The organism is Enterobacter sp. QK-SA4, assembly GCF_056856775.1.
Genome location: NZ_JBXFXH010000007.1, coordinates 2,973,833 through 2,992,362 on the forward strand (window position 1 = coordinate 2,973,833; position 18,530 = coordinate 2,992,362).

21 protein-coding genes are annotated in these 18,530 nt (G+C 52.6%); 8 read left to right on the forward strand and 13 right to left on the reverse strand.

Annotated features, from left to right (window positions below):
• Positions 1 to 38 precede the first annotated feature (38 nt).
• Positions 39 to 1,088 (reverse strand): oxygen-dependent tRNA uridine(34) hydroxylase TrhO, encoded by a 1,050-nt coding sequence (trhO, locus tag AC1VYI_RS15895; protein ID WP_039261862.1) that lies wholly within the window; start codon positions 1,086 to 1,088, stop codon positions 39 to 41.
• Between the two features lie 221 nt (positions 1,089 to 1,309).
• Between trhO and AC1VYI_RS15900 the strand changes: the two genes are divergently transcribed.
• From AC1VYI_RS15900 to AC1VYI_RS15910, 3 genes are all read left to right on the forward strand, one after another.
• Positions 1,310 to 2,236, forward strand: a complete 927-nt coding sequence (locus tag AC1VYI_RS15900) for a Kdo(2)-lipid IV(A) acyltransferase (RefSeq protein ID WP_023311120.1) — start codon at positions 1,310 to 1,312, stop codon at positions 2,234 to 2,236.
• Positions 2,237 to 2,376: 140 nt separating this feature from the next.
• A complete protein-coding gene (mdtG, locus tag AC1VYI_RS15905) occupies positions 2,377 to 3,594 on the forward strand; it encodes a multidrug efflux MFS transporter MdtG (RefSeq protein WP_134866543.1) in 1,218 nt (405 codons plus the stop codon).
• A 97-nt stretch (positions 3,595 to 3,691) separates the two neighbouring features.
• A complete protein-coding gene (locus AC1VYI_RS15910; protein ID WP_023311118.1) occupies positions 3,692 to 4,066 on the forward strand; it encodes a MysB family protein in 375 nt (124 codons plus the stop codon).
• 6 nt (positions 4,067 to 4,072) lie between these two features.
• Here the strand turns inward: AC1VYI_RS15910 and AC1VYI_RS15915 are convergent, their stop codons facing one another.
• The 3 genes from AC1VYI_RS15915 to mdoG all read right to left on the reverse strand — a co-directional run bounded on the left by AC1VYI_RS15915 (position 4,073) and on the right by mdoG (position 8,460).
• Complete coding sequence (locus tag AC1VYI_RS15915; protein ID WP_134866544.1) at positions 4,073 to 4,300, reverse strand: YceK/YidQ family lipoprotein; 228 nt, start codon at positions 4,298 to 4,300, stop codon at positions 4,073 to 4,075.
• 85 nt (positions 4,301 to 4,385) lie between these two features.
• Positions 4,386 to 6,914, reverse strand: coding sequence for a glucans biosynthesis glucosyltransferase MdoH (gene mdoH / locus AC1VYI_RS15920; protein ID WP_023311116.1), 2,529 nt, complete (start codon positions 6,912 to 6,914; stop codon positions 4,386 to 4,388).
• Positions 6,907 to 8,460: a glucans biosynthesis protein MdoG gene (gene mdoG / locus AC1VYI_RS15925; RefSeq protein ID WP_045357108.1), complete on the reverse strand. Its 1,554-nt coding sequence runs from the start codon at positions 8,458 to 8,460 to the stop codon at positions 6,907 to 6,909. Before mdoG ends, mdoH begins: the two co-directional genes overlap by 8 nt.
• 254 nt (positions 8,461 to 8,714) lie before the next feature.
• Between mdoG and mdoC the strand changes: the two genes are divergently transcribed.
• The gene (gene mdoC / locus AC1VYI_RS15930) at positions 8,715 to 9,854 is read left to right on the forward strand and encodes a glucans biosynthesis protein MdoC (RefSeq protein ID WP_023311114.1); all 1,140 of its coding nucleotides are present in this window, start codon (positions 8,715 to 8,717) and stop codon (positions 9,852 to 9,854) included.
• A 33-nt stretch (positions 9,855 to 9,887) separates the two neighbouring features.
• On the opposite strand, the gene ymdB is transcribed toward mdoC, so the two are convergent.
• The 5 genes from ymdB to csgB form a co-directional block, all read right to left on the reverse strand.
• Positions 9,888 to 10,430, reverse strand: coding sequence for an O-acetyl-ADP-ribose deacetylase (gene ymdB, locus AC1VYI_RS15935; protein ID WP_023311113.1), 543 nt, complete (start codon positions 10,428 to 10,430; stop codon positions 9,888 to 9,890).
• A gap of 106 nt (positions 10,431 to 10,536) precedes the next feature.
• On the reverse strand, positions 10,537 to 10,857 hold the full coding sequence (locus AC1VYI_RS15940) for a fimbrial protein (RefSeq protein ID WP_023311112.1): 321 nt from the start codon (positions 10,855 to 10,857) through the stop codon (positions 10,537 to 10,539).
• 164 nt (positions 10,858 to 11,021) lie between these two features.
• Positions 11,022 to 11,354 (reverse strand): curli assembly chaperone CsgC, encoded by a 333-nt coding sequence (gene csgC / locus AC1VYI_RS15945; RefSeq protein WP_226483702.1) that lies wholly within the window; start codon positions 11,352 to 11,354, stop codon positions 11,022 to 11,024.
• Positions 11,355 to 11,415: 61 nt separating this feature from the next.
• A complete protein-coding gene (csgA, locus tag AC1VYI_RS15950; RefSeq protein ID WP_023311110.1) occupies positions 11,416 to 11,868 on the reverse strand; it encodes a curli major subunit CsgA in 453 nt (150 codons plus the stop codon).
• Between the two features lie 41 nt (positions 11,869 to 11,909).
• Positions 11,910 to 12,365, reverse strand: a complete 456-nt coding sequence (csgB, locus tag AC1VYI_RS15955; protein ID WP_023311109.1) for a curli minor subunit CsgB — start codon at positions 12,363 to 12,365, stop codon at positions 11,910 to 11,912.
• A 764-nt stretch (positions 12,366 to 13,129) separates the two neighbouring features.
• Between csgB and csgD the strand changes: the two genes are divergently transcribed.
• From csgD to csgG, 4 genes are read left to right on the forward strand one after another with little or no spacing between them, the layout of a single operon-like run.
• A complete protein-coding gene (gene csgD, locus AC1VYI_RS15960; RefSeq protein ID WP_134866545.1) occupies positions 13,130 to 13,780 on the forward strand; it encodes a biofilm master transcriptional regulator CsgD in 651 nt (216 codons plus the stop codon).
• A gap of 4 nt (positions 13,781 to 13,784) precedes the next feature.
• On the forward strand, positions 13,785 to 14,174 hold the full coding sequence (csgE, locus tag AC1VYI_RS15965; protein ID WP_023311107.1) for a curli production assembly/transport protein CsgE: 390 nt from the start codon (positions 13,785 to 13,787) through the stop codon (positions 14,172 to 14,174).
• A 23-nt stretch (positions 14,175 to 14,197) separates the two neighbouring features.
• Entirely contained in the window at positions 14,198 to 14,611 is a 414-nt protein-coding gene (gene csgF, locus AC1VYI_RS15970) for a curli production assembly/transport protein CsgF (RefSeq protein WP_023311106.1), read from the forward strand.
• Positions 14,612 to 14,637: 26 nt separating this feature from the next.
• Positions 14,638 to 15,471 (forward strand): curli production assembly/transport protein CsgG, encoded by an 834-nt coding sequence (gene csgG / locus AC1VYI_RS15975; RefSeq protein ID WP_024908984.1) that lies wholly within the window; start codon positions 14,638 to 14,640, stop codon positions 15,469 to 15,471.
• A 44-nt stretch (positions 15,472 to 15,515) separates the two neighbouring features.
• Here csgG and AC1VYI_RS15980 read toward each other — a convergent pair whose 3' ends face one another.
• From AC1VYI_RS15980 to ghrA, 4 genes are all read right to left on the reverse strand, one after another.
• On the reverse strand, positions 15,516 to 15,998 hold the full coding sequence (locus tag AC1VYI_RS15980; RefSeq protein ID WP_072162394.1) for a DUF1097 domain-containing protein: 483 nt from the start codon (positions 15,996 to 15,998) through the stop codon (positions 15,516 to 15,518).
• Positions 15,999 to 16,094: 96 nt separating this feature from the next.
• Entirely contained in the window at positions 16,095 to 16,649 is a 555-nt protein-coding gene (locus tag AC1VYI_RS15985; protein ID WP_134866546.1) for a TorD/DmsD family molecular chaperone, read from the reverse strand.
• Positions 16,650 to 16,670: 21 nt separating this feature from the next.
• Entirely contained in the window at positions 16,671 to 17,408 is a 738-nt protein-coding gene (locus tag AC1VYI_RS15990; RefSeq protein WP_134866547.1) for a phosphatase, read from the reverse strand.
• Between the two features lie 84 nt (positions 17,409 to 17,492).
• Positions 17,493 to 18,431, reverse strand: a complete 939-nt coding sequence (gene ghrA, locus AC1VYI_RS15995; protein ID WP_023311101.1) for a glyoxylate/hydroxypyruvate reductase GhrA — start codon at positions 18,429 to 18,431, stop codon at positions 17,493 to 17,495.
• Positions 18,432 to 18,530: the final 99 nt, after the last annotated feature.

Genomic DNA, 18,530 nt, shown 5'->3' on the forward strand with positions numbered 1-18,530 from the left:
ATTCGCCCGGCAGGCTTTCGCCGTGCCGGGCGTTATTATCATTCCGGGTCAGGGATACCCAGTTTGGTATTCAGACGGCCGCGTGATTTATTGAAAATCTTGTTGCCGTTTTCACGTCCTGCGCGACGGCGACGCTGCTCTTCTTCCGGCAGGATGCTCTCTTCGCTGCACAGTTCGCTACAGCAGCCGTTAAACTTCTCGGCACAGGCCGGGCACTGAATGAACAGCAGATGACACCCGTCGTTTTTGCAGTTGGTGTGGGTATCGCACGGTGCGCCGCACTGGTGGCACTGAGCAATAACGTCTTCCGAGATACGCTCACCCATACGCTCGTCAAAGACAAAGTTTTTCCCGATAAAGCGCACCGGTAAACCCTGCTCGCGGGCGCGGCGGGCGTACTCGATAATGCCGCCTTCAATATGCCAGACCTTATTAAAGCCGTTGTGCTTCATCCACGCGCTGGCTTTCTCACAGCGGATACCGCCGGTGCAGTACATAACGATCTTTTTATCTTTATGTTCCTGCATCATCTCAACCGCTTTGGGCAGCTGCTCGCGGAAGGTGTCGGCCGGGATTTCCATCGCGTTCTCGAAATGCCCCACTTCGTACTCATAGTGGTTACGCATATCAATGAACACGGCATCCGGATCGTCCAGCATCGCATTCACTTCCGCGGCCTTCAGATATTCACCGACATCCGCCGGGTTAAACTCGGGATCGTCGATACCGTCCGCCACGATGCGCTCACGCACCTTCATGCGCAGCACCCAGAAGGATTTCCCGTCATCGTCCAGAGCAATGTTCAGGCGCAAGCCGTCGAGGGCCGGATCGAACTGATAAAGCACGTCGCGGAAGGCGCTGACTTTGCTTTCCGGTACGCTAATTTGCGCGTTAATGCCTTCACGGGCAAGGTAGACGCGGCCGAAGACATTCAGGGCCGTGAACGCCTGATAAAGCGCATCGCGGGTCGCCTGCGGATCGTCGATCGTGAAGTATTTATAGAAAGAGATGGTTGTGCGCGGTTCGGTTTCAGCCAACATACGCGCTTTCAACATCTCATTCGACACGCGGTTGTGTAACACTGGCATGGTGTACAGTCCTGGAATCGTTAGAGAGAATTAAAAATCGGTCGGCATCATATAGCAAACAAAACCAATTTACATCCACACAATTTACGCTACATTTCACACACCCTGATTAATCAGGCTTAACAATTGCTGTATTCGTGCACGCTTCGAAAGCAGATATTTTGGCTATGTCTCAAAAAATGAGACACTAGCAAAACAGGACGTTTGAACACAGGAAAGACATGACCCAGTTACCAAAATTTACTGCCGCCCTTTTGCATCCCCGCTATTGGTTGACCTGGCTTGGCATCGGCTTTTTATGGCTTCTGGTACAGCTTCCCTACCCTGTTATTTTTCGGTTGGGTAAATTTCTGGGCCGTTTCGCACAGCTGTTTATGAAGCGTCGCGCCAGAATTGCGTACCGCAATCTTGAGCTCTGTTTTCCGCAGATGAGCGAGCCAGAGCGTCACGATATGGTCGCGAAGAATTTCGAATCCGTCGGGATGGGGCTTATGGAGACCGGCATGGCGTGGTTCTGGCCGGACAAACGCATGGCCCGCTGGAGCGAGGTGACGGGAACCGGCATGGAGCCTGTGCATACGCTGCAGGCCAACCAGACGGGCGTTTTGCTGATCGGCGTCCATTTCCTGACGCTGGAAATCGGGGCGCGCATGTTCGGCATGCAGGCGCCGGGCATTGGCGTTTATCGTCCTAACGATAACCCGGTCATCGATTTAATCCAGACCAACGGCCGCATGCGCTCCAACAAAAGCATGATCGACCGTAAGGATCTGAAGGGGATGATCCGCGCGCTGAAATCCGGCGAAGTGGTCTGGTATGCCCCCGACCACGACTATGGCCCACAGGCCAGCGTATTTGTTCCCTTCTTCGCCGTTGAAGAGGCCGCCACAACGACCGGTACCTGGATGCTGGCGCGGATGTCTAAAGCTGCCATCGTGCCTTTCGTCCCTCGCCGTAAGCCGGATGGTTCAGGCTACGAGCTGATGATGCTGGAGCCGGAGCTTGCGCCGCCGCTCGACGATGCGGAAACCACCGCACGCTGGATGAACAGCGTTGTGGAGAAGTGCATCATGCTGGCGCCCGAGCAGTACATGTGGCTGCACCGCCGCTTTAAAACGCGGCCACAAGGCACGCCGTCCCGCTATTAATCCTCATGCGGTCCTCAGGGCCGCATGCCGTTTTAGCTTTAAAAGCTCCTCGTCATTGCGGCAATCATAACCCCGGCGCATAATTAGCAGGCTTATTACTTTATGCTTCAGGTGCTCTGCACCTCATTATGCGGATAGTTATGTCACCCTCAGATGCCCCCATAAACTGGAAGCGTAACCTCGCGGTTGCGTGGCTTGGCTGTTTTCTTACCGGCGCGGCCTTTAGCCTGGTTATGCCCTTCCTGCCGCTCTACGTCGAACAGCTAGGCGTGACGGGCCACAGCGCGCTCAATATGTGGTCCGGTCTGGTATTCAGCATCACGTTTCTCTTTTCCGCGATGGCCTCGCCCTTCTGGGGCGGCCTTGCCGATCGCAAGGGGCGTAAAATTATGCTGCTGCGTTCGGCGCTGGGGATGGCCATTATCATGGCGCTGATGGGCGTGGCGCAGAACGTCTGGCAGTTTCTGATCCTGCGCGCGCTGCTGGGCCTGTTGGGTGGATTTATTCCCAACGCGAATGCCCTGATTGCCACGCAAATTCCCCGCCATAAAAGCGGCTGGGCGCTGGGCACGCTCTCAACCGGTGGCGTGAGCGGTGCTCTGCTTGGACCGCTGGCCGGGGGATTACTGGCGGATAACTACGGCCTGCGCCCGGTCTTCTTTATCACCGCCAGCGTGTTGTTCCTGTGCTTTATCGTCACCCTGCTCTGTATCCGGGAAAACTTCACGCCTGTCGCCAAAAAAGAGATTCTCCACGCCAGAGAGGTGCTGACCTCGCTCAAAAATCCCAGACTGGTGCTGAGCCTGTTCGTGACGACAATGATTATCCAGGTGGCTACCGGGTCGATTGCCCCTATTCTGACGCTGTACGTTCGCGACCTGGCGGGTAACGTCAGCAATATTGCGTTCATCAGCGGACTGATTGCCTCCGTACCCGGCGTGGCGGCGCTGCTGAGCGCCCCGAGGCTCGGAAAACTGGGGGACCGGGTGGGTCCGGAGAAAATCCTGATCTCCGCGCTGGTGATCTCCGTCCTGCTGCTTATCCCGATGTCGATGGTGCAGGCTCCGTGGCAGCTGGGCTTACTTCGCTTTTTGCTGGGAGCCGCCGACGGCGCGTTGCTTCCCGCCGTACAGACCCTGCTGGTTTACAACTCCACGAACCAGATTGCCGGGCGTATTTTCAGCTATAACCAGTCATTCCGCGATATCGGTAACGTCACCGGACCGCTGCTCGGAGCCGGGATCTCCGCCAGCTTCGGTTTTCGCGCCGTCTTTATCGTGACGGCGGGCGTCGTGTTGTTCAATGCCATTTATTCATGGTTCAGTTTATCCCGCGCGCTGCGGCCCGTAACGGAATAAGACGAACGCCTGACAGCTTATTTTCGCATTCATACTTGCAGAATCTTATATTCAGCTATTCTTTCCCTGAAACCTTCTGGAAAACAGGGAGACACCAATGACCATGTACGCCACGCTGGAAGAAGCTATTGATGCCGCTCGTGAAGAGTTCCTCGCCGACAACCCCGGCGTTGAAGAAGAAGATGCTGACGTGCAACAGCTTAATATCCAAAAATACGTTCTGCAGGATGGAGATATTATGTGGCAGGCCGAATTCTTTGCCGATGAAGGTGAAGAAGGGGAATGTTTGCCGATATTAAGTGGTGAAGGTGCGCAGGCCGTCTTTGATGGCGACTATGACGAAATCGAACTTCGGCAGGAATGGCTGGAAGAGAACACCCTGCACGAGTGGGATGAGGGTGAGTTTCAGCTCGAGCCGCCGCTGGATACGGAAGAAGGTCAAACCGCAGCCGATGAGTGGGACGAGCGTTAATTTACGCTATTCGTAAGGGCCGTGGCTGGCGTCGATCGGCAGCAACAGCGTGTCGAAAATCAGCGAGAACGGCAGATCGAGCACGGTCAGGTAGCGCCATGCGGAATCACGAAGACCCCATTTCACGCCCGGGTAATACTGATTTCCGTGGCCTTGCCCTGGAATGGTGCGACTGATGATACTGCCGCAGCCGCTGAGCAGGCATGCCACCATAACGACGATGATTATTCTCATCTTTAACCTCTAAAAAAATACCGGCGATTAAGCCGGTATTTTATCTGGCGGGTGGCGATTCGCTTACCCGTCCCTTCTTAACAACTTACTTCGCCTTCAGCGCGAGCGGGTTCAGCTTCACGTCCTTATAGTAGTTCACCCACGAAGAGTATTTCTCCGGAGCGGACCACACGCGGTAGTGAAGACGCGCCATTGTCACCGGGTCGCTCAACAGCACCAGACGACGGTCGCGGTTGAGTTTTTCCGGGGTCTCGTTAAGCGCCTGCTCAACGTGACGATCGCGGGCAATCTCAAGCACCTGGCTGGCGCGGTGACGCGCTGTCGCCATTGCCGTTGCCAGGGCGTTGAATGACGGGTTAAACACGGCGTGCATGAAGCCGTCATCCAGCGAGCGACTGCGGTTCTGTTCCAGGTAACGATCGGTATCCACCAGCACCTGCGGCGGGGAATATTCTTCCGGGATCAGGAAGAGTTTCCAGCGTTTGGTTCGCAGCCCCACCGTTGAACGGCTGGAAATCACGGACACAAACGGCGACAGGATCAGCGAGAAGACAATCGGCGCCAGCCAGAACAGGAAGCGCAGATCCAGCCAGGCCATCCCGGCCGCCCACACCAGACCCAGCAGCAGCTGAGAACCGTGGCGCATAAAGGCTTCACCCCACGGCGTGGAGTCATCATCACGCTGCGGTGAGTTCCAGACCACTTCCCAGCCCAGGAACGCACTGACCACAAACACGGTGTGGAACAGCATACGTACCGGCGCCAGCAGGACGGAGAACAGCACTTCCAGCAGCAGAGAAAGGGTCACGCGGAAGAAACCGCCGTACTCTTTCGAGCCTTTGCACCAGATCAGAATGATACTGAGCAGCTTAGGCAGGAACAGCAGCACCATGGTGGAGGCAAACAGCGCAATCGCCAGCTCCGGACGCCACTGCGGCCACACCGGGAACAGCTGCCGCGGTTGCAGGAAGTATTGCGGCTCCGTCAGGGCATGAACCACCTGTAAGGCAGTCGACAGCGCCAGGAACATAAACCACAGCGGTGCAGAGAGATAGGACATCACGCCGGTCAGGAATACCGCTCGGTGAACCGGGTGCATCCCTTTTACCAGGAACAGACGGAAGTTCATCAGGTTACCATGACACCAGCGGCGGTCACGCTTGAGCTCGTCCAGAAGGTTCGGCGGCAGCTCTTCGTACGATCCCGGCAGGTCGTAGGCAATCCAGACGCCCCAGCCAGCACGACGCATCAGCGCCGCTTCTACGAAGTCGTGCGACAGAATAGAACCGGCAAACGAACCCTCACCCGGCAGCGGCGCCAGCGCACAGTGCTCAATGAACGGTTTCACGCGGATAATGGCGTTGTGGCCCCAGTAGTGCGATTCACCCAGCTGCCAGAAGTGCAGACCCGCCGTAAACAGCGGCCCGTAAACACGGGTGGCGAACTGCTGGCAGCGCGCATACAGCGTGTCCATACCGGACGCTTTTGGCGAAGACTGAATGATACCCGCGTTAGGGTTGGCTTCCATCAGGCGCACCAGACCGCTCAGGCAGTCTCCGCTCATGACGGAGTCAGCATCCAGCACCACCATGTAGCTGTACTGGTTACCCCAGCGACGGCAGAAGTCATCGATGTTACCGCTTTTACGCTTCACGCGACGACGACGGCGGCGGTAGAAGATCTGGCCTTCGCCCTGCACTTCTGCAATCAGCTCCATCCACGCTTTTTGTTCCGCAACGCAGATATCCGGGTTGTAGCTGTCGCTCAGGATGTAAACGTCGAAATGCTCCGCGTTGCCGGTCGCCTTCACGGACTCCCAGGTCGCACGCAGGCCCGCAAATACGCGGTCAACGTCTTCGTTACAGATAGGCATAATCAGCGCGGTACGGTGCTCGGGATTGAGGGGTTCATCCCCGACCGTTGACGCTGAAATGCTGTATTTGTCACGCCCCATGAGCAGCTGCAGGAAGCCCATCAGCGCGGTCCAGAAACCGGCCGAGACCCAGCAGAAGAGGACCGCGAACAGCAGGAGAATGCCGCTCTGTAGGATATACGGCAGCAGCTGCATGAAGGAGACCCAGAGATCCTGGCCCATCATGTCCGTCGGATTGATAAACGCCCAGCCCTGGTAAGGCAGGATAGTTTTCATGTACCAGGTTGCGACGACCGTCTGCGCAAGCGTCAGAAGCAGCAGGATATAGCGACGGATTGTCCCGACGGTACGCCATTTCTGTTCGGACGCCTGCTCTTCTTTCGTCAGGCGCGACAGATAGCGCGGCGTCACATCACGCCCGCGCAGGCGATCCCAGAAGCGACCCACCGGGTTGGTGCGCCATGGATCGGGGAACATAGAGGAACGCGTAGCCTTCGGCATCGCCTGAAGCTGATCGCGTCCTTCATCGTCTTTAATCAACTGCCCTTCCGCCAGCGAGTCCGGCCAGGCCTGCTCCAGACGCGCCTTGACTGACCCGAGCGGCGTATCATCATCACGGGAAAACGTATGATGTTCACCATCCAGCGCGGTGTGAACCGCGCGGATGTCGCTCTTTGGCAGTGCCGCTTTTTCGATATCCGTCAGCGGCATGGCATCAATATATTCAGATGTATTATTCATTGGCAGGTAGCTGATAGCTCCAGGTTTCACTCAGCGGCTGATCGTTACTGACCAGCGCAGCACGCATTTCTGTGGTCTGTTTCGGATCTTTCACTTTCACGCGCAGGGTCAGACGCCAGCCTTTGGTTACCGGGTTGTAACGCACGGTATTCTCAACGATTTCACCGTTATCACCGATGCTGGCCTGAGCGGCAACGGCGGTGTCCGGTGACAGTTTCTTCATATCCTGGCCTGTGAAGTCCACGACAAACGCCACGGTACCGTCAGGCTGACGGATAAGATTAGACTGCTTCACATCACCCGTTGAGCGGCGAGTCTGCATTACATACGCGTTATCCGGCGCATGCAGCTTATCTTCGTCGCGGCTGAAGGTAATGGTGTACTTGAAGTTCATCTCTTTACCGGCTTCCGGCAGCTGATCCGGCGTCCAGTAAGCGACGATGTTATCGTTGGTTTCGTCGTTGGTTGGAATTTCTACCAGCTCGACCTTACCTTTACCCCAGTCACCGTTTGGCGTGACCCAGGCGCTTGGACGCTGGTCATAGCGATCGTCCAAATCTTCAAAGCGGGAGAACTGACGACCACGCTGCAGCAGGCCAAAACCTTGCGGGTTTTCCATTGCGAAGCTGCTAACCGCCAGATGTTTCGGGTTATTCAGCGGACGCCAGATCCACTCACCGTTACCGGCATGAATAGACAGACCGTTGGAGTCATGCAGTTCCGGGCGGAAGTTGGTTGCCGGTGACGGCTGGTTCGGCCCGAACAGGAACATACTGGTCAACGGCGCAACGCCCAGCTTGCCCACTTTATCACGCAGGTAAACCTTGGACTGCACGTCAACTACCGTGTCACGACCCGGCATAATCACAAAGCGATAGGCACCGGTTGCACGCGGGGAATCCAGGAGTGCATAAATGGTCAGACGCTTATCCGTTGGTTTTGGACGTTCAATCCAGAACTCACGGAAACGTGGGAACTCTTCACCTGATGGCAGCGCGGTATCAATAGCCAGACCGCGCGCAGAAAGCCCGTACACCTGCCCCGCGCCAATGACGCGGAAATAGCTGGCTCCAAGCATGCTGACGATTTCGTCGTTTTTATCTTTGCTGTTGATTGGGTAAAGCACCTTAAAGCCTGCGAAGCCCAGGTCTTTCACCGTATCTTTGTCGTGTTGCACATTGCCAAAATTGAAGTAATCCGGGCTGTACTTGATCTTACGTACCGCGGTTGCCGTCACTTCATTGATGGCAACAGGCGTGTCGAAGTACATACCCTGATGATAAAATTCAAGCTTGAACGGGGTTTTAATATTGCTCCAGTACGCTTTGTCGTGATTGAACTGGATCTGCTGATAGTCCGCATACTTCATGTCGCGGAAAACGGAGGGCAAGTTACTTTTCGGCGCTTCGTAGCTCTTGCCTGCCATCGATTTTGCCTGTTTTGCGACATCGTCGATGTTAAAGGCCAGTGCCGATGAGGTATACAGTGATAACACCACTGCAGCACCCAACCAACGCATTTTCTTCATCTGTGGTTTATGTTTCATAATAAGTAAGCACTTCCCCCTTTGTGTGCTTATATCGATCCGATCCATTTTAATGGAAACTCAGGCAATCCGACAACATTATCACTGCTTTGTTCAGCTGCTGGCTCATGGATTAAGCAAATGAAAGAACCCGCTATTCACTTTGCGTGCTTATCCTGGAGACAGGGTGTCGGTCTTGGTGTAGGGTTGGCTTCGAATGTAACCATTATGAGTCTTAGGGATAAGACGAAAAGTCTGAGAATGCACAACGTTATATGAGCACAACACCAACAGAACGTGAATATTTCCTCGACTCGATCAGGGCCTGGCTGATGCTATTGGGGATCCCCTTTCACATTTCACTGATTTACTCCAGCCACACCTGGCATGTGAATAGCCAGATGCCCTCCTGGTGGCTGACGCTGTTTAATGACTTTATTCACGCCTTCCGTATGCAGGTGTTCTTCGTCATATCCGGCTATTTTTCTTACATGCTGTTTCTGCGATACCCGCTCAAGCGCTGGTGGAAAGTGCGCGTAGAGCGCGTGGGGATCCCCATGCTGACCGCAATTCCACTGCTGACGCTGCCTCAGTTCATTATGTTGCAATACGTCAAAGGCAAAGCGGAGAACTGGCCAAATCTGTCGCTGTATGAAAAGTACAATACGCTGGTCTGGGAGCTGGTGTCTCACCTGTGGTTCCTGCTGGTCCTGGTGGTGCTCACAACGGTGAGCCTGTTGATTTTCAGCCGCCTGCGCCACCGTCTGAGTACAAAAGCCGACACCTTCTTCGCCAACGTTACGATGGGCAAATTGTCAGTGCTCTTCTTGCTGTTGGGGATTGCCTATGCGGCCGTGCGCCGAACGCTGCTTATCGTCTACCCGCCGATTTTGAGCGACGGGTTATTTAATTTTGTGGTGATGCAGTCCCTGTTCTACATTCCGTTCTTTTTAATCGGCGCGCTGGCCTTTATTCATCCGAAGCTTAAATCGCTGTTTGTCACCCCGTCACCGTGGTGCGCGCTGGGGGCAAGCCTCGCGTTCGCGGCCTATCTGCTGAATCAGCGCTACGGCAGCGGCGATGCCTGGATGTATGAAACGGAAAGCGTGATCACTATGCTGCTTGGGCTGTGGATGGTGAACGTGGTATTCGCGCTGGGCCACCGCTTGCTGAACTTTAAGTCCAGTCGCGTGACCTACTTCGTTAATGCGTCACTGTTTATCTATCTGGTGCATCATCCGTTGACGCTTTTCTTCGGGGCTTACATCACACCGCACATCGCTTCCAACACGCTGGGGTTCTTTACCGGGCTGGTGTTTGTTGTAGGGGTAGCAATCGTACTCTACGAAATCCATCTGCGGATCCCGCTCCTGCGCTTCCTCTTTTCAGGAAAACCACAGGCAAAAGCCTCATAAATCACGCGGCGCATCCGATGCGCCGCGTTTGAATCAGCTCTCCAGTTCTTGTCTGCGCTGAGTCAGAAGCCTCTGATAAAGATGCGTGGTGTCGTCGTCGAAACAGACAAAAATCACCTTCTCTGGCAGCGGTTTTAACGACAAATAGCGGTAAACCGTTTCTACGGCAATCGTTGCGGCAGCAGCCTTAGGGTAACCATACACGCCGGTGCTGATGGCCGGAAACGCCATCGTTTTATAACCGTTGTCGGCAGCCAGTCGCAGACAGTTCCGGTAAGCCTCTTCCAGAATACTCGCTTCGTGCTGATCCCCGCCATGCCAGACAGGCCCTACGGCGTGAATTACCGCTCTCGCAGGCAGATTGCCCGCCAGCGTAATCACCGCGTGACCGGGAGGACATTCGCCCTGCTGTTGGCGCACGGTTTTACAGGCTTCCAGCAGCTGCGGTCCGGCAGCCCTGTGGATAGCCCCGTCCACGCCGCCCCCTCCCATCAGGGATGGATTGGCCGCATTGACGATGACGTCGACGTGCACTGTCGTAATATCGCCATGAATAATTTCAATTTGCGGTTTCATAAAGCCCCTCTGCAACCCGCCATTTTCTTAAGTGTATCGCAGAGGAGACCGGGAGAAAAAACTATCAGAAAAAATCCTCTTTCACCGCAGGGCGCGAGAACGCGCACTAGCGATACTGGATTTCGACAACCGCGAGCGTTTTTTCAGGATTAAGGTATTTCATATTGAGCGTTGCCAGGTTTGAGTCGCTCACTTTCCCGTTAAGCGCCTCTGTATAGCTGACCATACGCGTTTGCATACGGTTATTATTTGGACATGACATTGCAATCTGTTGCTTCTGGGGGGCGACTTCACAGGGGTCTGCAACAATAGCACCGCGGAAATGAATGACGCCACCGTCAACAACCGTGGCCGAATAAGCCGGGATACTCAAAGCAGAAACGACCAGACCCAGACCTGCCACGAGTCGAGCAAAATAGTTGTTCATTATAGGTACTCCTCAAAGAAAATCGTCCATGAGGGGTAAACGCGCTTCATTTATTAGGGCAAACGAAGTTTCACGTTACGGAACATAACGACCAGGTCCGTGATATCAGCATAGCTCAACGGTACGGACCCGCCATATTCTCAACATATTGATTTCATGAATGTTTAGAGCGAGCGTTCCGTTGGCGACCACTGTTGTGATAAATATAGCGATTTACCGTCTGAAACGGTGACAACGATTTTCACCGTGTCTCCCGCGCTAATATTTAAACTCAGGCGCATTAAATCAATCGTCTGATTAGCGGGTATAAAAAGTGTGTTTTGCTGCCGGGAAGAACTTTTCCCCCCCTGCCCTTCTCGTAAAGAAACAATCTGAACCTGACAATCACACGACTGCGCCAGAGTGACCTGAGGAATAATGGTGGTCATATTTTCCTGCTGTGACGTTTTGAAGGTGATCTGGCTGGAAAGCGCGGCAAGGAGAATTAAGGTATTCATGATGAACTCCCGAAAAAAAACAGGGCATCAGCCCTGTTTTTTTGTAGCACAGATTTCAATATCAGTACTGATGAGCTGTCGCGTGGTTACCAAAACCGATCTGGGTCACGTTGACAGTCGAGTTGGAAGCAGTCTGGTCTACGAGTGCACCGTTAAAGCCGCCGGACTGGCTAACGTTCATAACGGATTTTTTACTGTTCCACTGATCAAGTGTCGCACTGTTGCCAAAACCTTTCTGGGACAGGTTGATTTTACTATCATCAGAACCCTGACCAACGTCAGCGCCGTTACCGCCACCTTTCTGGCTAATATTCAGGACAGAATTTCTGGCGTCTGTCTGCAGAGCTACCGCTGAGTTACCGCCACCGTCCTGATAAATATTCAGGGTGGAATTTGGGCCACTGTATCCGCCATGACCATGTCCATGACCCCAGCCGCCCTGATTAATAGAACCCGCCATAGCACTACCAGAAACTACGATTGCTGCAAGCGCTGCCACTTTGAGAAATTTCATGGTAAACCCCCATCGGATTGATTAAAGTCGTCGCCAACGCGCTAATGTTGAATAACGTTAATCGCCATTTGCGACTGTTTCTGCACTACAACTGCGGTTTTCTGCGTACCGTACTGCGTAATATTTGCTCTATTACCCGACCCTTTCTGGATAATTTTCGCGCTATTACCGTATCCATCTTGCGTAATACCTGCATCATTCGCGTTACCGCTCTGATCGATCCAGGCAATATTGTAACCCCCTGATTGATCAACTCTCGCTCTGTTACCTACCCCATCCTGGGATACAATGGATAAGAGTCTTGAACCTTCCTGGCTAACCTCAGCGTTATTGAAAACGCCCCGTTGACCAATAATGGCTGCCTGATTTAGTGATGAAAGACTTAATTCGTTAACCGCAAAGTTATATTCAGAATTTGCCAAATCTGAATTCGCTGCGGTTACAAATCCAGGCGCACCCAGTAATGTAAACATCATAATTAACGATGCGTTTTTCATGTTGTCACCCTGGACCTGGCTATTTAATCGTGCCATAACCCTTTAACAATGTTACTTGTTAAAACGACTCGTATTGTGTTAACGCGTCGTTACGGTGAAGAGTATGTCCGCTGAAACATTTTAAATATCTCACCCACGCGGCTTATTTTTATTTATCGGCTCACCACAAAGTCGTAATTTGCCTCAAAAATCACTTTAATCAGGCCAGCTTATATTTTTTATTAAAGGTGTATTACGGAAGGGTTGTACAACGACACGAAGGCTGTCCGCGCTTCCTCCCGGGTTGTTTAAACGTAACGGCAGGAGAACATTTTTCTCAACGCGTGACACGAAACCTCTTTTCTTAAGCCAGACAGTCACTCATTCGTGGGCTTAGAAATTATCTGAAACTCATACTTAATTATCGCTTTACAAAAATAAAAAATGATATTAAAAATCAACATATTAAAAATATTTGTATGATTTTTAAAATCTGTGCACCTCTATTTATGTGTACAACTTTCTCATCAATTATTGCCATTACAAACAACCGAATTTCACAAATTAATATTGATTTTTACATTCTGTTACATGTTTAACACTTGCTTTAAACTTCGTAAAAGCTAGATTGAAATTAGATGTACGAAATTGGTTTTATATTTACCTCCCTGTGGAGGTTATGGTCTGATTCTACACACAGCAGTGCAACATCTGTCAGTACTTCTGGTGTCCTCTTTTAAACAGGAGGACAGCTGCCAGGTGCCAAAAAAAAGTGGGGTTTCATCATGTATAATGAAGTCCATAGTTTACATTGTCATACATTACTGTTGATCACAAAACCTTCTTTGCAAGCGACAGCTTTATTACAACATTTAAAGCAATCATTATCACTGAACGGGAAATTGCATAATATTCAACGTTCTTTTGATGATATTGCACCTGGCAGCATCATTCTTTTCGATATGATGGAAGCTGATAAAAAGCTTATCCATTACTGGCAAGATATTTTAAGCAGGAAAAACAATAATATCCGCGTGCTATTGTTGAATACACCTGATGAATATCCTTTCAGAGATATTGAAAGCTGGCCGCATATCAATGGCGTGTTCTACGTCACGGAAGAAGAAGACCGGGTAGTAGAGGGGCTGCAAGGTATATTGCGCGGAGAGTGTTATTTTTCGCAAAAGCTTGCCAGCTATCTCATCACGCACTCCGGAAATTATCGCTATAACAGCTCAGAGTCAGCCCTGCTCACGCACCGTGAGAAAGAGATCCTGAACAAGTTACGCATTGGTGCTTCAAATATTGAAATCGCCCGTTCGTTATTTATCAGCGAAAATACGGTAAAGACGCACCTTTATAATCTTTTCAAGAAGATAGCTGTGAAAAACCGAACTCAGGCTGTTTCGTGGGCAAACGATAACCTCAGGCGTTAATCACATGAAGCGCACGTTGAGTTGGATCGCCGCAGCGAGTTTCCTGCTCGCTGCCGGGAATCTGAGGGCCGTTGAGGTCGAGGTTCCCGGATTGTTAACAGACCACACTGTCTCATCGGTCGGGCACACTTTTTACCGTGCCTTCAGTGACAAATGGGACAGTACCTACACGGGTAATATAACAATCAACGAGCGGCCCAGTGCACGATGGGGAAGTTGGATAACAATAACGGCTAATCAGAACGTTATTTATCAAACGTTTTTATTCCCGACCAAAATAGACTTCGATAAAAACGTCGTCTTAGCACTGGAACAATCAGAAGACGCTATTAATCGCCTGCAAATAGATAAAGCCCTATTAAGCACCAGCGATTTAGCAAAAGACGAGTTCTAGCGAACCGATATGCGGAGGCTGTCATGCGTATTGCATATGCAGTTGTTTCGATAATGCTGATAACACCCATCAGCTGGGCCGGAAACATGACGTTTCAGTTCCGTAACCCTAACTTTGGCGGTAACCCTAATAACGGCGCGTTCCTGCTGAACGAAGCCCAGGCGCAAAACTCCTATAAGGATCCGAGCTTAAAGGATTTTAGCATTGATACCCCGTCTGCACTGGACAACTTCACGCAGGCCATCCAGTCGCAGATTTTAGGTGGGTTACTGACCAACATTAATACCGGTAAACCCGGCCGGATGGTGACCAACGACTTTATCGTTGATATCGCCAACACGGACGGACAGCTTCAGTTGAACGTAACCGATCGTAAAACCGGAAGAATCTCCACCATCCAGGTTTCCGGTCTACAAAGTAATTCAACTGACTTTTAAACAATAGCTAAATAAGGACAACGATCATGCAGCGCTTCCTGATATTTGTTGCAGTGTGCTTATTGAGCGGTTGTTTAACTGCTCCACCTAAAGAAGCTGCAAAACCTACATTAATGCCTCGGGCCCAGAGTTATCGTGATTTAACGCATTTACCTGCTCCAACGGGGAAAATATTTGTCTCCGTATACAACATTCAGGATGAAACCGGGCAATTTAAACCTTACCCGGCAAGTAACTTCTCCACGGCCGTGCCGCAAAGCGCCACCGCGATGCTGGTTACCGCGCTCAAGGATTCGCACTGGTTTATTCCACTAGAACGTCAGGGTCTCCAGAACCTGTTGAATGAACGGAAAATCATTCGCGCCGCACAGGAAAATGGTACCGTCGCGGCCAATAACCGAACGCCTCTGGAATCTCTGGCAGCAGCGAACGTGATGATTGAAGGATCGATTATTGGCTACGAAAGTAACGTTAAATCAGGTGGTGCGGGAGCACGTTACTTCGGTATCGGTGCGGATACCCAGTATCAGCTCGACCAAATCGCCGTTAACCTGCGTGTGGTTAACGTCAGTACAGGCGAAGTGCTCTCTTCAGTGAACACCAGCAAAACCATTCTGTCTTATGAAGTTCAGGCTGGGGTATTCCGCTTCATCGATTACCAGCGTTTGCTGGAAGGTGAAATCGGCTACACCTCTAACGAGCCGGTCATGATGTGCCTGATGTCAGCCATTGAAACCGGCGTGATCTACTTAATTAACGACGGTATAGACCGCGGGCTGTGGGATCTGCAAAACAAAGCAGACGTGCAGAACCCGATTCTGGTGAAATACCGCGATATGTCAGTCCCTCCGGAATCCTGACAGGAAGCGCATAAAAAAGGCGAGATGATTATCTCGCCTTTTTTTTATTCGCTCACCGCCGTGATGTTTTGCGCTTTTTCCCGCCGCGACGCCAGCCATAGACCGCTGTTTTTCATGGCATAGCCAAACAGCAATCCCAGCGCCAGGGAGGGAACCACCAGCTTCCAGTCCCCCTGCCCTGCAAAGGTCGCACATGCCCCCATAAAGGTTCCCGGCACAAATGAAAGCAGCAGATGCCTGGCCTGGATGCACATTAAAAAGGCGACGACACCCGTCATGACGTATCCCAGGATTTCCAGATGCGGTGCCAGCGCGCTGCCCTTCACGATCACCAGCGCCCAGATAACACCGCTCATCAGCGTGCAGCCAGATATAAAGAGCCCTTTGACGCCCCCCTGCGGACAGGCGAAATAGGCGGTACAGCCGAGGAACCCGGCCCAGCTGAGCAATCCGAGAGACACGGCAACCCATCCCCAGAGTCCGGAAAGAATACCTGTCGTTATTGCGATACAAAGTAATATGTTCATGGCGCGCATCTTAGCAGAAGCGCACCATAGAAATGAGATCAGCAGCACATTACGTGCAAGTTGGAATGTTGAGTTGCAGAATTTATGTGATCTGAATCACTCTTCGTTTTCTTCTTCCAGCTCATCCCACATTGCCGCGATAGCGTCGCGGGTCAGCGGGGCCAGCGTTCTCCAGAATGGCGAGGTGGCATGCGCTTCGACTTTACCCAGGAATGTCCCGAACCACGGCAGCAGGTACGTTTCGAACAGGGTTTCAATGGCGTCGTTCTCATCATCACCAGCGTTGTCTTCGATCCAGGACGCCGCCAGCAGCAGCGTACCGATATGATCGGCCGGCGTATCGCTCAGCGGCATACCGCGCGTGGAGAGGAACGCGCGGACTTCCGCTTCCGTTGCCCCTTCCTGCCAGGCTGAACGGTATGGCGAAACGCGGCACTCATCGCCGACGAACAGCGCATTGTAGTCCGTCGCGATTTGCTGCATATCGCAGCTTTTTTGCAGACGTTCCAGTAAATCATCCTGTTCCAGCGGCCAGTTCTGCGCCAGTTTGCCTTCACGAATTAACGTAAAGAGCGGAACCAACAGCGGGTCTTGCGGCTGGCGATAATAGAGCGTACCCAGCACGCGGCAGAGGATGGAAAACTCGTTCATTTTTATGATTCCATTACACAATTAAAGATCGGCAAATTCGGCAATCGGCTCCATTCCGCGAGACTCGAGGAAATCGAGCATGCGGCGTGGGATCACGTTCAGGATTTGCGCTTCCGGGAAGTTAACATCATTCAGCACTTTCAGGCACTCGCTGAAATCACCCAGCGTAAACGCGGTATGAGAGTCTGATCCCAGCGCCACCATGCCACCCGCGTCACGCACGGCGGCCGCCACGTCGCGACAGTTGGCTTCGCTGCCCTTACGCGAGTGAACAAAGGAGGAGTTATTAATCTCCAGCGCCACGCGGTGCTTCGCTGCCGCCTGCGCGACAGCCTGAATATCAATCGGATACTTCGGGTTACCGGGATGGCTGATAATGTGCACATTGCCGCTGGCAATAGTGGCAATCATCGCCGCGGTGTTGGTGTCTTTATCCTGAGGAGGGAAAACCGGCTCATGGAAACCGGCGAGGATAAGGTCAAGAGACGTCAGCATCGGGCCGGTGCAGTCGATCTCACCGTCGGTATTTTTGATGTTCGCCTCAATGCCGCGCAGTATCCCAATACCGTCCACCAGGCGTGGCCAGATCCGCATATTCACAAAATGCCAGTAGTGCGGCGCATCCGCCATGTCCGGGCCATGATCGGTGATCGCGAACAGCTTGATGCCTTTAAGCTTCGCCTGGGCGATATAATCATGGAGGTTGCTATACGCGTGGGTGCTGGCGACGGTGTGCATATGCAGGTCAACGGGATACATCTCTCTCTCCTCTGCGGTTTTTCCAAAGGATAGCAGTTATCAGCGGCGAATATTAGCAAAAACCCGGCGAACGCCGGGTTTCTCTCAGTAGCCGCGCTGTCTGTCGACCTGTCCGGTGACCGCGTTACCCTTTTCCATTTCGCTGATGGTATGGGATATATACGCCACCGCTTCTGCCGGACGCGTCACGGCAGCCACGTGCGGGGTCATCGCGACGCGTGGATGCGACCACAGCGGGCTTTCCGCGGGCAGCGGCTCACGGCTATAGACATCCAGCATGGCGCCTTTGAGCTTTCCGCTTTCCAGCGCCTTCAGCAGATCGCCTTCCACGACATGGACCCCGCGCGCGAGGTTCATTAAATAGCTCTGCTCGGCTAACTGGTTCAGGAGAGTACTATTGATAATGCCCACCGTTTCGGCGGTATTCGGCAGCAGGTTAATAAGCACACGCGTGCCTTTCAGAAAGGCCGGAAGCTCATCCGTTCCGGCAAAACTCTCAACGCCCGGATAGTCCTTACGGCTGCGGCTCCAGCAACGTAGCGGGAAGCCCCACGGAGCGAGTGCTTCTGCCACTTTTGAGCCGAGCACACCCGCGCCGAGGATCCCAACGGTAAAATCTTCATGTCGATAATCCGGCAGCGGCTCCCAGTGGGATTGCTGTTTAAAGGCCTGATAATCGTCGAAGCGGCGGAACCAGTGCAGCACCTGGCTCACGGCATACTCCTGCATCTGCTGGCCCATTCCCGTATCTTCGAGACGGAACAACGGAATATTTTCAGGCAGCATTTCTGGGTGCGCTTTCAGTTTACTGAGGATCGAATCGACGCCCGCCCCCAGCGCGAAAACTGCCTTGAGTTTGCGCCCCTGTAGCATCTCAACCGGCGGGTGCCAGACCAGCGCATAATCAGCATGTTCATTATCGCCACGCTTCCACTCGCGTACGCGTGCTCCGGGCAGCGCCGCCGAAAGTGCGTCAATCCAGTAAGCGGTATCAAATGTAGGGTGATAGAAGAGAATATCCATGGTTATTCCTGCCTTTTATTGCGCTGTTTTGTTTTCATTTTCAAGTGGATTGCCAGCATAACAAATTTATCAGGAAACCGCGTTGCTGATAAAAGAGGC

Coding starts and splice junctions, on each gene's coding strand:
- ghrA (WP_023311101.1), bottom strand. CDS start 18,431: ATGGATATTCTCTTCTATCACCCTACATTTGATACCGCTTACTGGATT.
- csgF (WP_023311106.1), top strand. CDS start 14,198: ATGCGTATTGCATATGCAGTTGTTTCGATAATGCTGATAACACCCATC.
- csgD (WP_134866545.1), top strand. CDS start 13,130: ATGTATAATGAAGTCCATAGTTTACATTGTCATACATTACTGTTGATC.
- mdoC (WP_023311114.1), top strand. CDS start 8,715: ATGAGCACAACACCAACAGAACGTGAATATTTCCTCGACTCGATCAGG.
- AC1VYI_RS15980 (WP_072162394.1), bottom strand. CDS start 15,998: ATGAACATATTACTTTGTATCGCAATAACGACAGGTATTCTTTCCGGA.
- mdoH (WP_023311116.1), bottom strand. CDS start 6,914: ATGAATAATACATCTGAATATATTGATGCCATGCCGCTGACGGATATC.
- AC1VYI_RS15985 (WP_134866546.1), bottom strand. CDS start 16,649: ATGAACGAGTTTTCCATCCTCTGCCGCGTGCTGGGTACGCTCTATTAT.
- ymdB (WP_023311113.1), bottom strand. CDS start 10,430: ATGAAACCGCAAATTGAAATTATTCATGGCGATATTACGACAGTGCAC.
- AC1VYI_RS15990 (WP_134866547.1), bottom strand. CDS start 17,408: ATGTATCCCGTTGACCTGCATATGCACACCGTCGCCAGCACCCACGCG.
- mdoG (WP_045357108.1), bottom strand. CDS start 8,460: ATGAAACATAAACCACAGATGAAGAAAATGCGTTGGTTGGGTGCTGCA.
- AC1VYI_RS15915 (WP_134866544.1), bottom strand. CDS start 4,300: ATGAGAATAATCATCGTCGTTATGGTGGCATGCCTGCTCAGCGGCTGC.
- AC1VYI_RS15940 (WP_023311112.1), bottom strand. CDS start 10,857: ATGAACAACTATTTTGCTCGACTCGTGGCAGGTCTGGGTCTGGTCGTT.
- csgC (WP_226483702.1), bottom strand. CDS start 11,354: ATGAATACCTTAATTCTCCTTGCCGCGCTTTCCAGCCAGATCACCTTC.
- AC1VYI_RS15910 (WP_023311118.1), top strand. CDS start 3,692: ATGACCATGTACGCCACGCTGGAAGAAGCTATTGATGCCGCTCGTGAA.
- AC1VYI_RS15900 (WP_023311120.1), top strand. CDS start 1,310: ATGACCCAGTTACCAAAATTTACTGCCGCCCTTTTGCATCCCCGCTAT.
- csgA (WP_023311110.1), bottom strand. CDS start 11,868: ATGAAATTTCTCAAAGTGGCAGCGCTTGCAGCAATCGTAGTTTCTGGT.
- csgB (WP_023311109.1), bottom strand. CDS start 12,365: ATGAAAAACGCATCGTTAATTATGATGTTTACATTACTGGGTGCGCCT.
- trhO (WP_039261862.1), bottom strand. CDS start 1,088: ATGCCAGTGTTACACAACCGCGTGTCGAATGAGATGTTGAAAGCGCGT.
- mdtG (WP_134866543.1), top strand. CDS start 2,377: ATGTCACCCTCAGATGCCCCCATAAACTGGAAGCGTAACCTCGCGGTT.
- csgG (WP_024908984.1), top strand. CDS start 14,638: ATGCAGCGCTTCCTGATATTTGTTGCAGTGTGCTTATTGAGCGGTTGT.
- csgE (WP_023311107.1), top strand. CDS start 13,785: ATGAAGCGCACGTTGAGTTGGATCGCCGCAGCGAGTTTCCTGCTCGCT.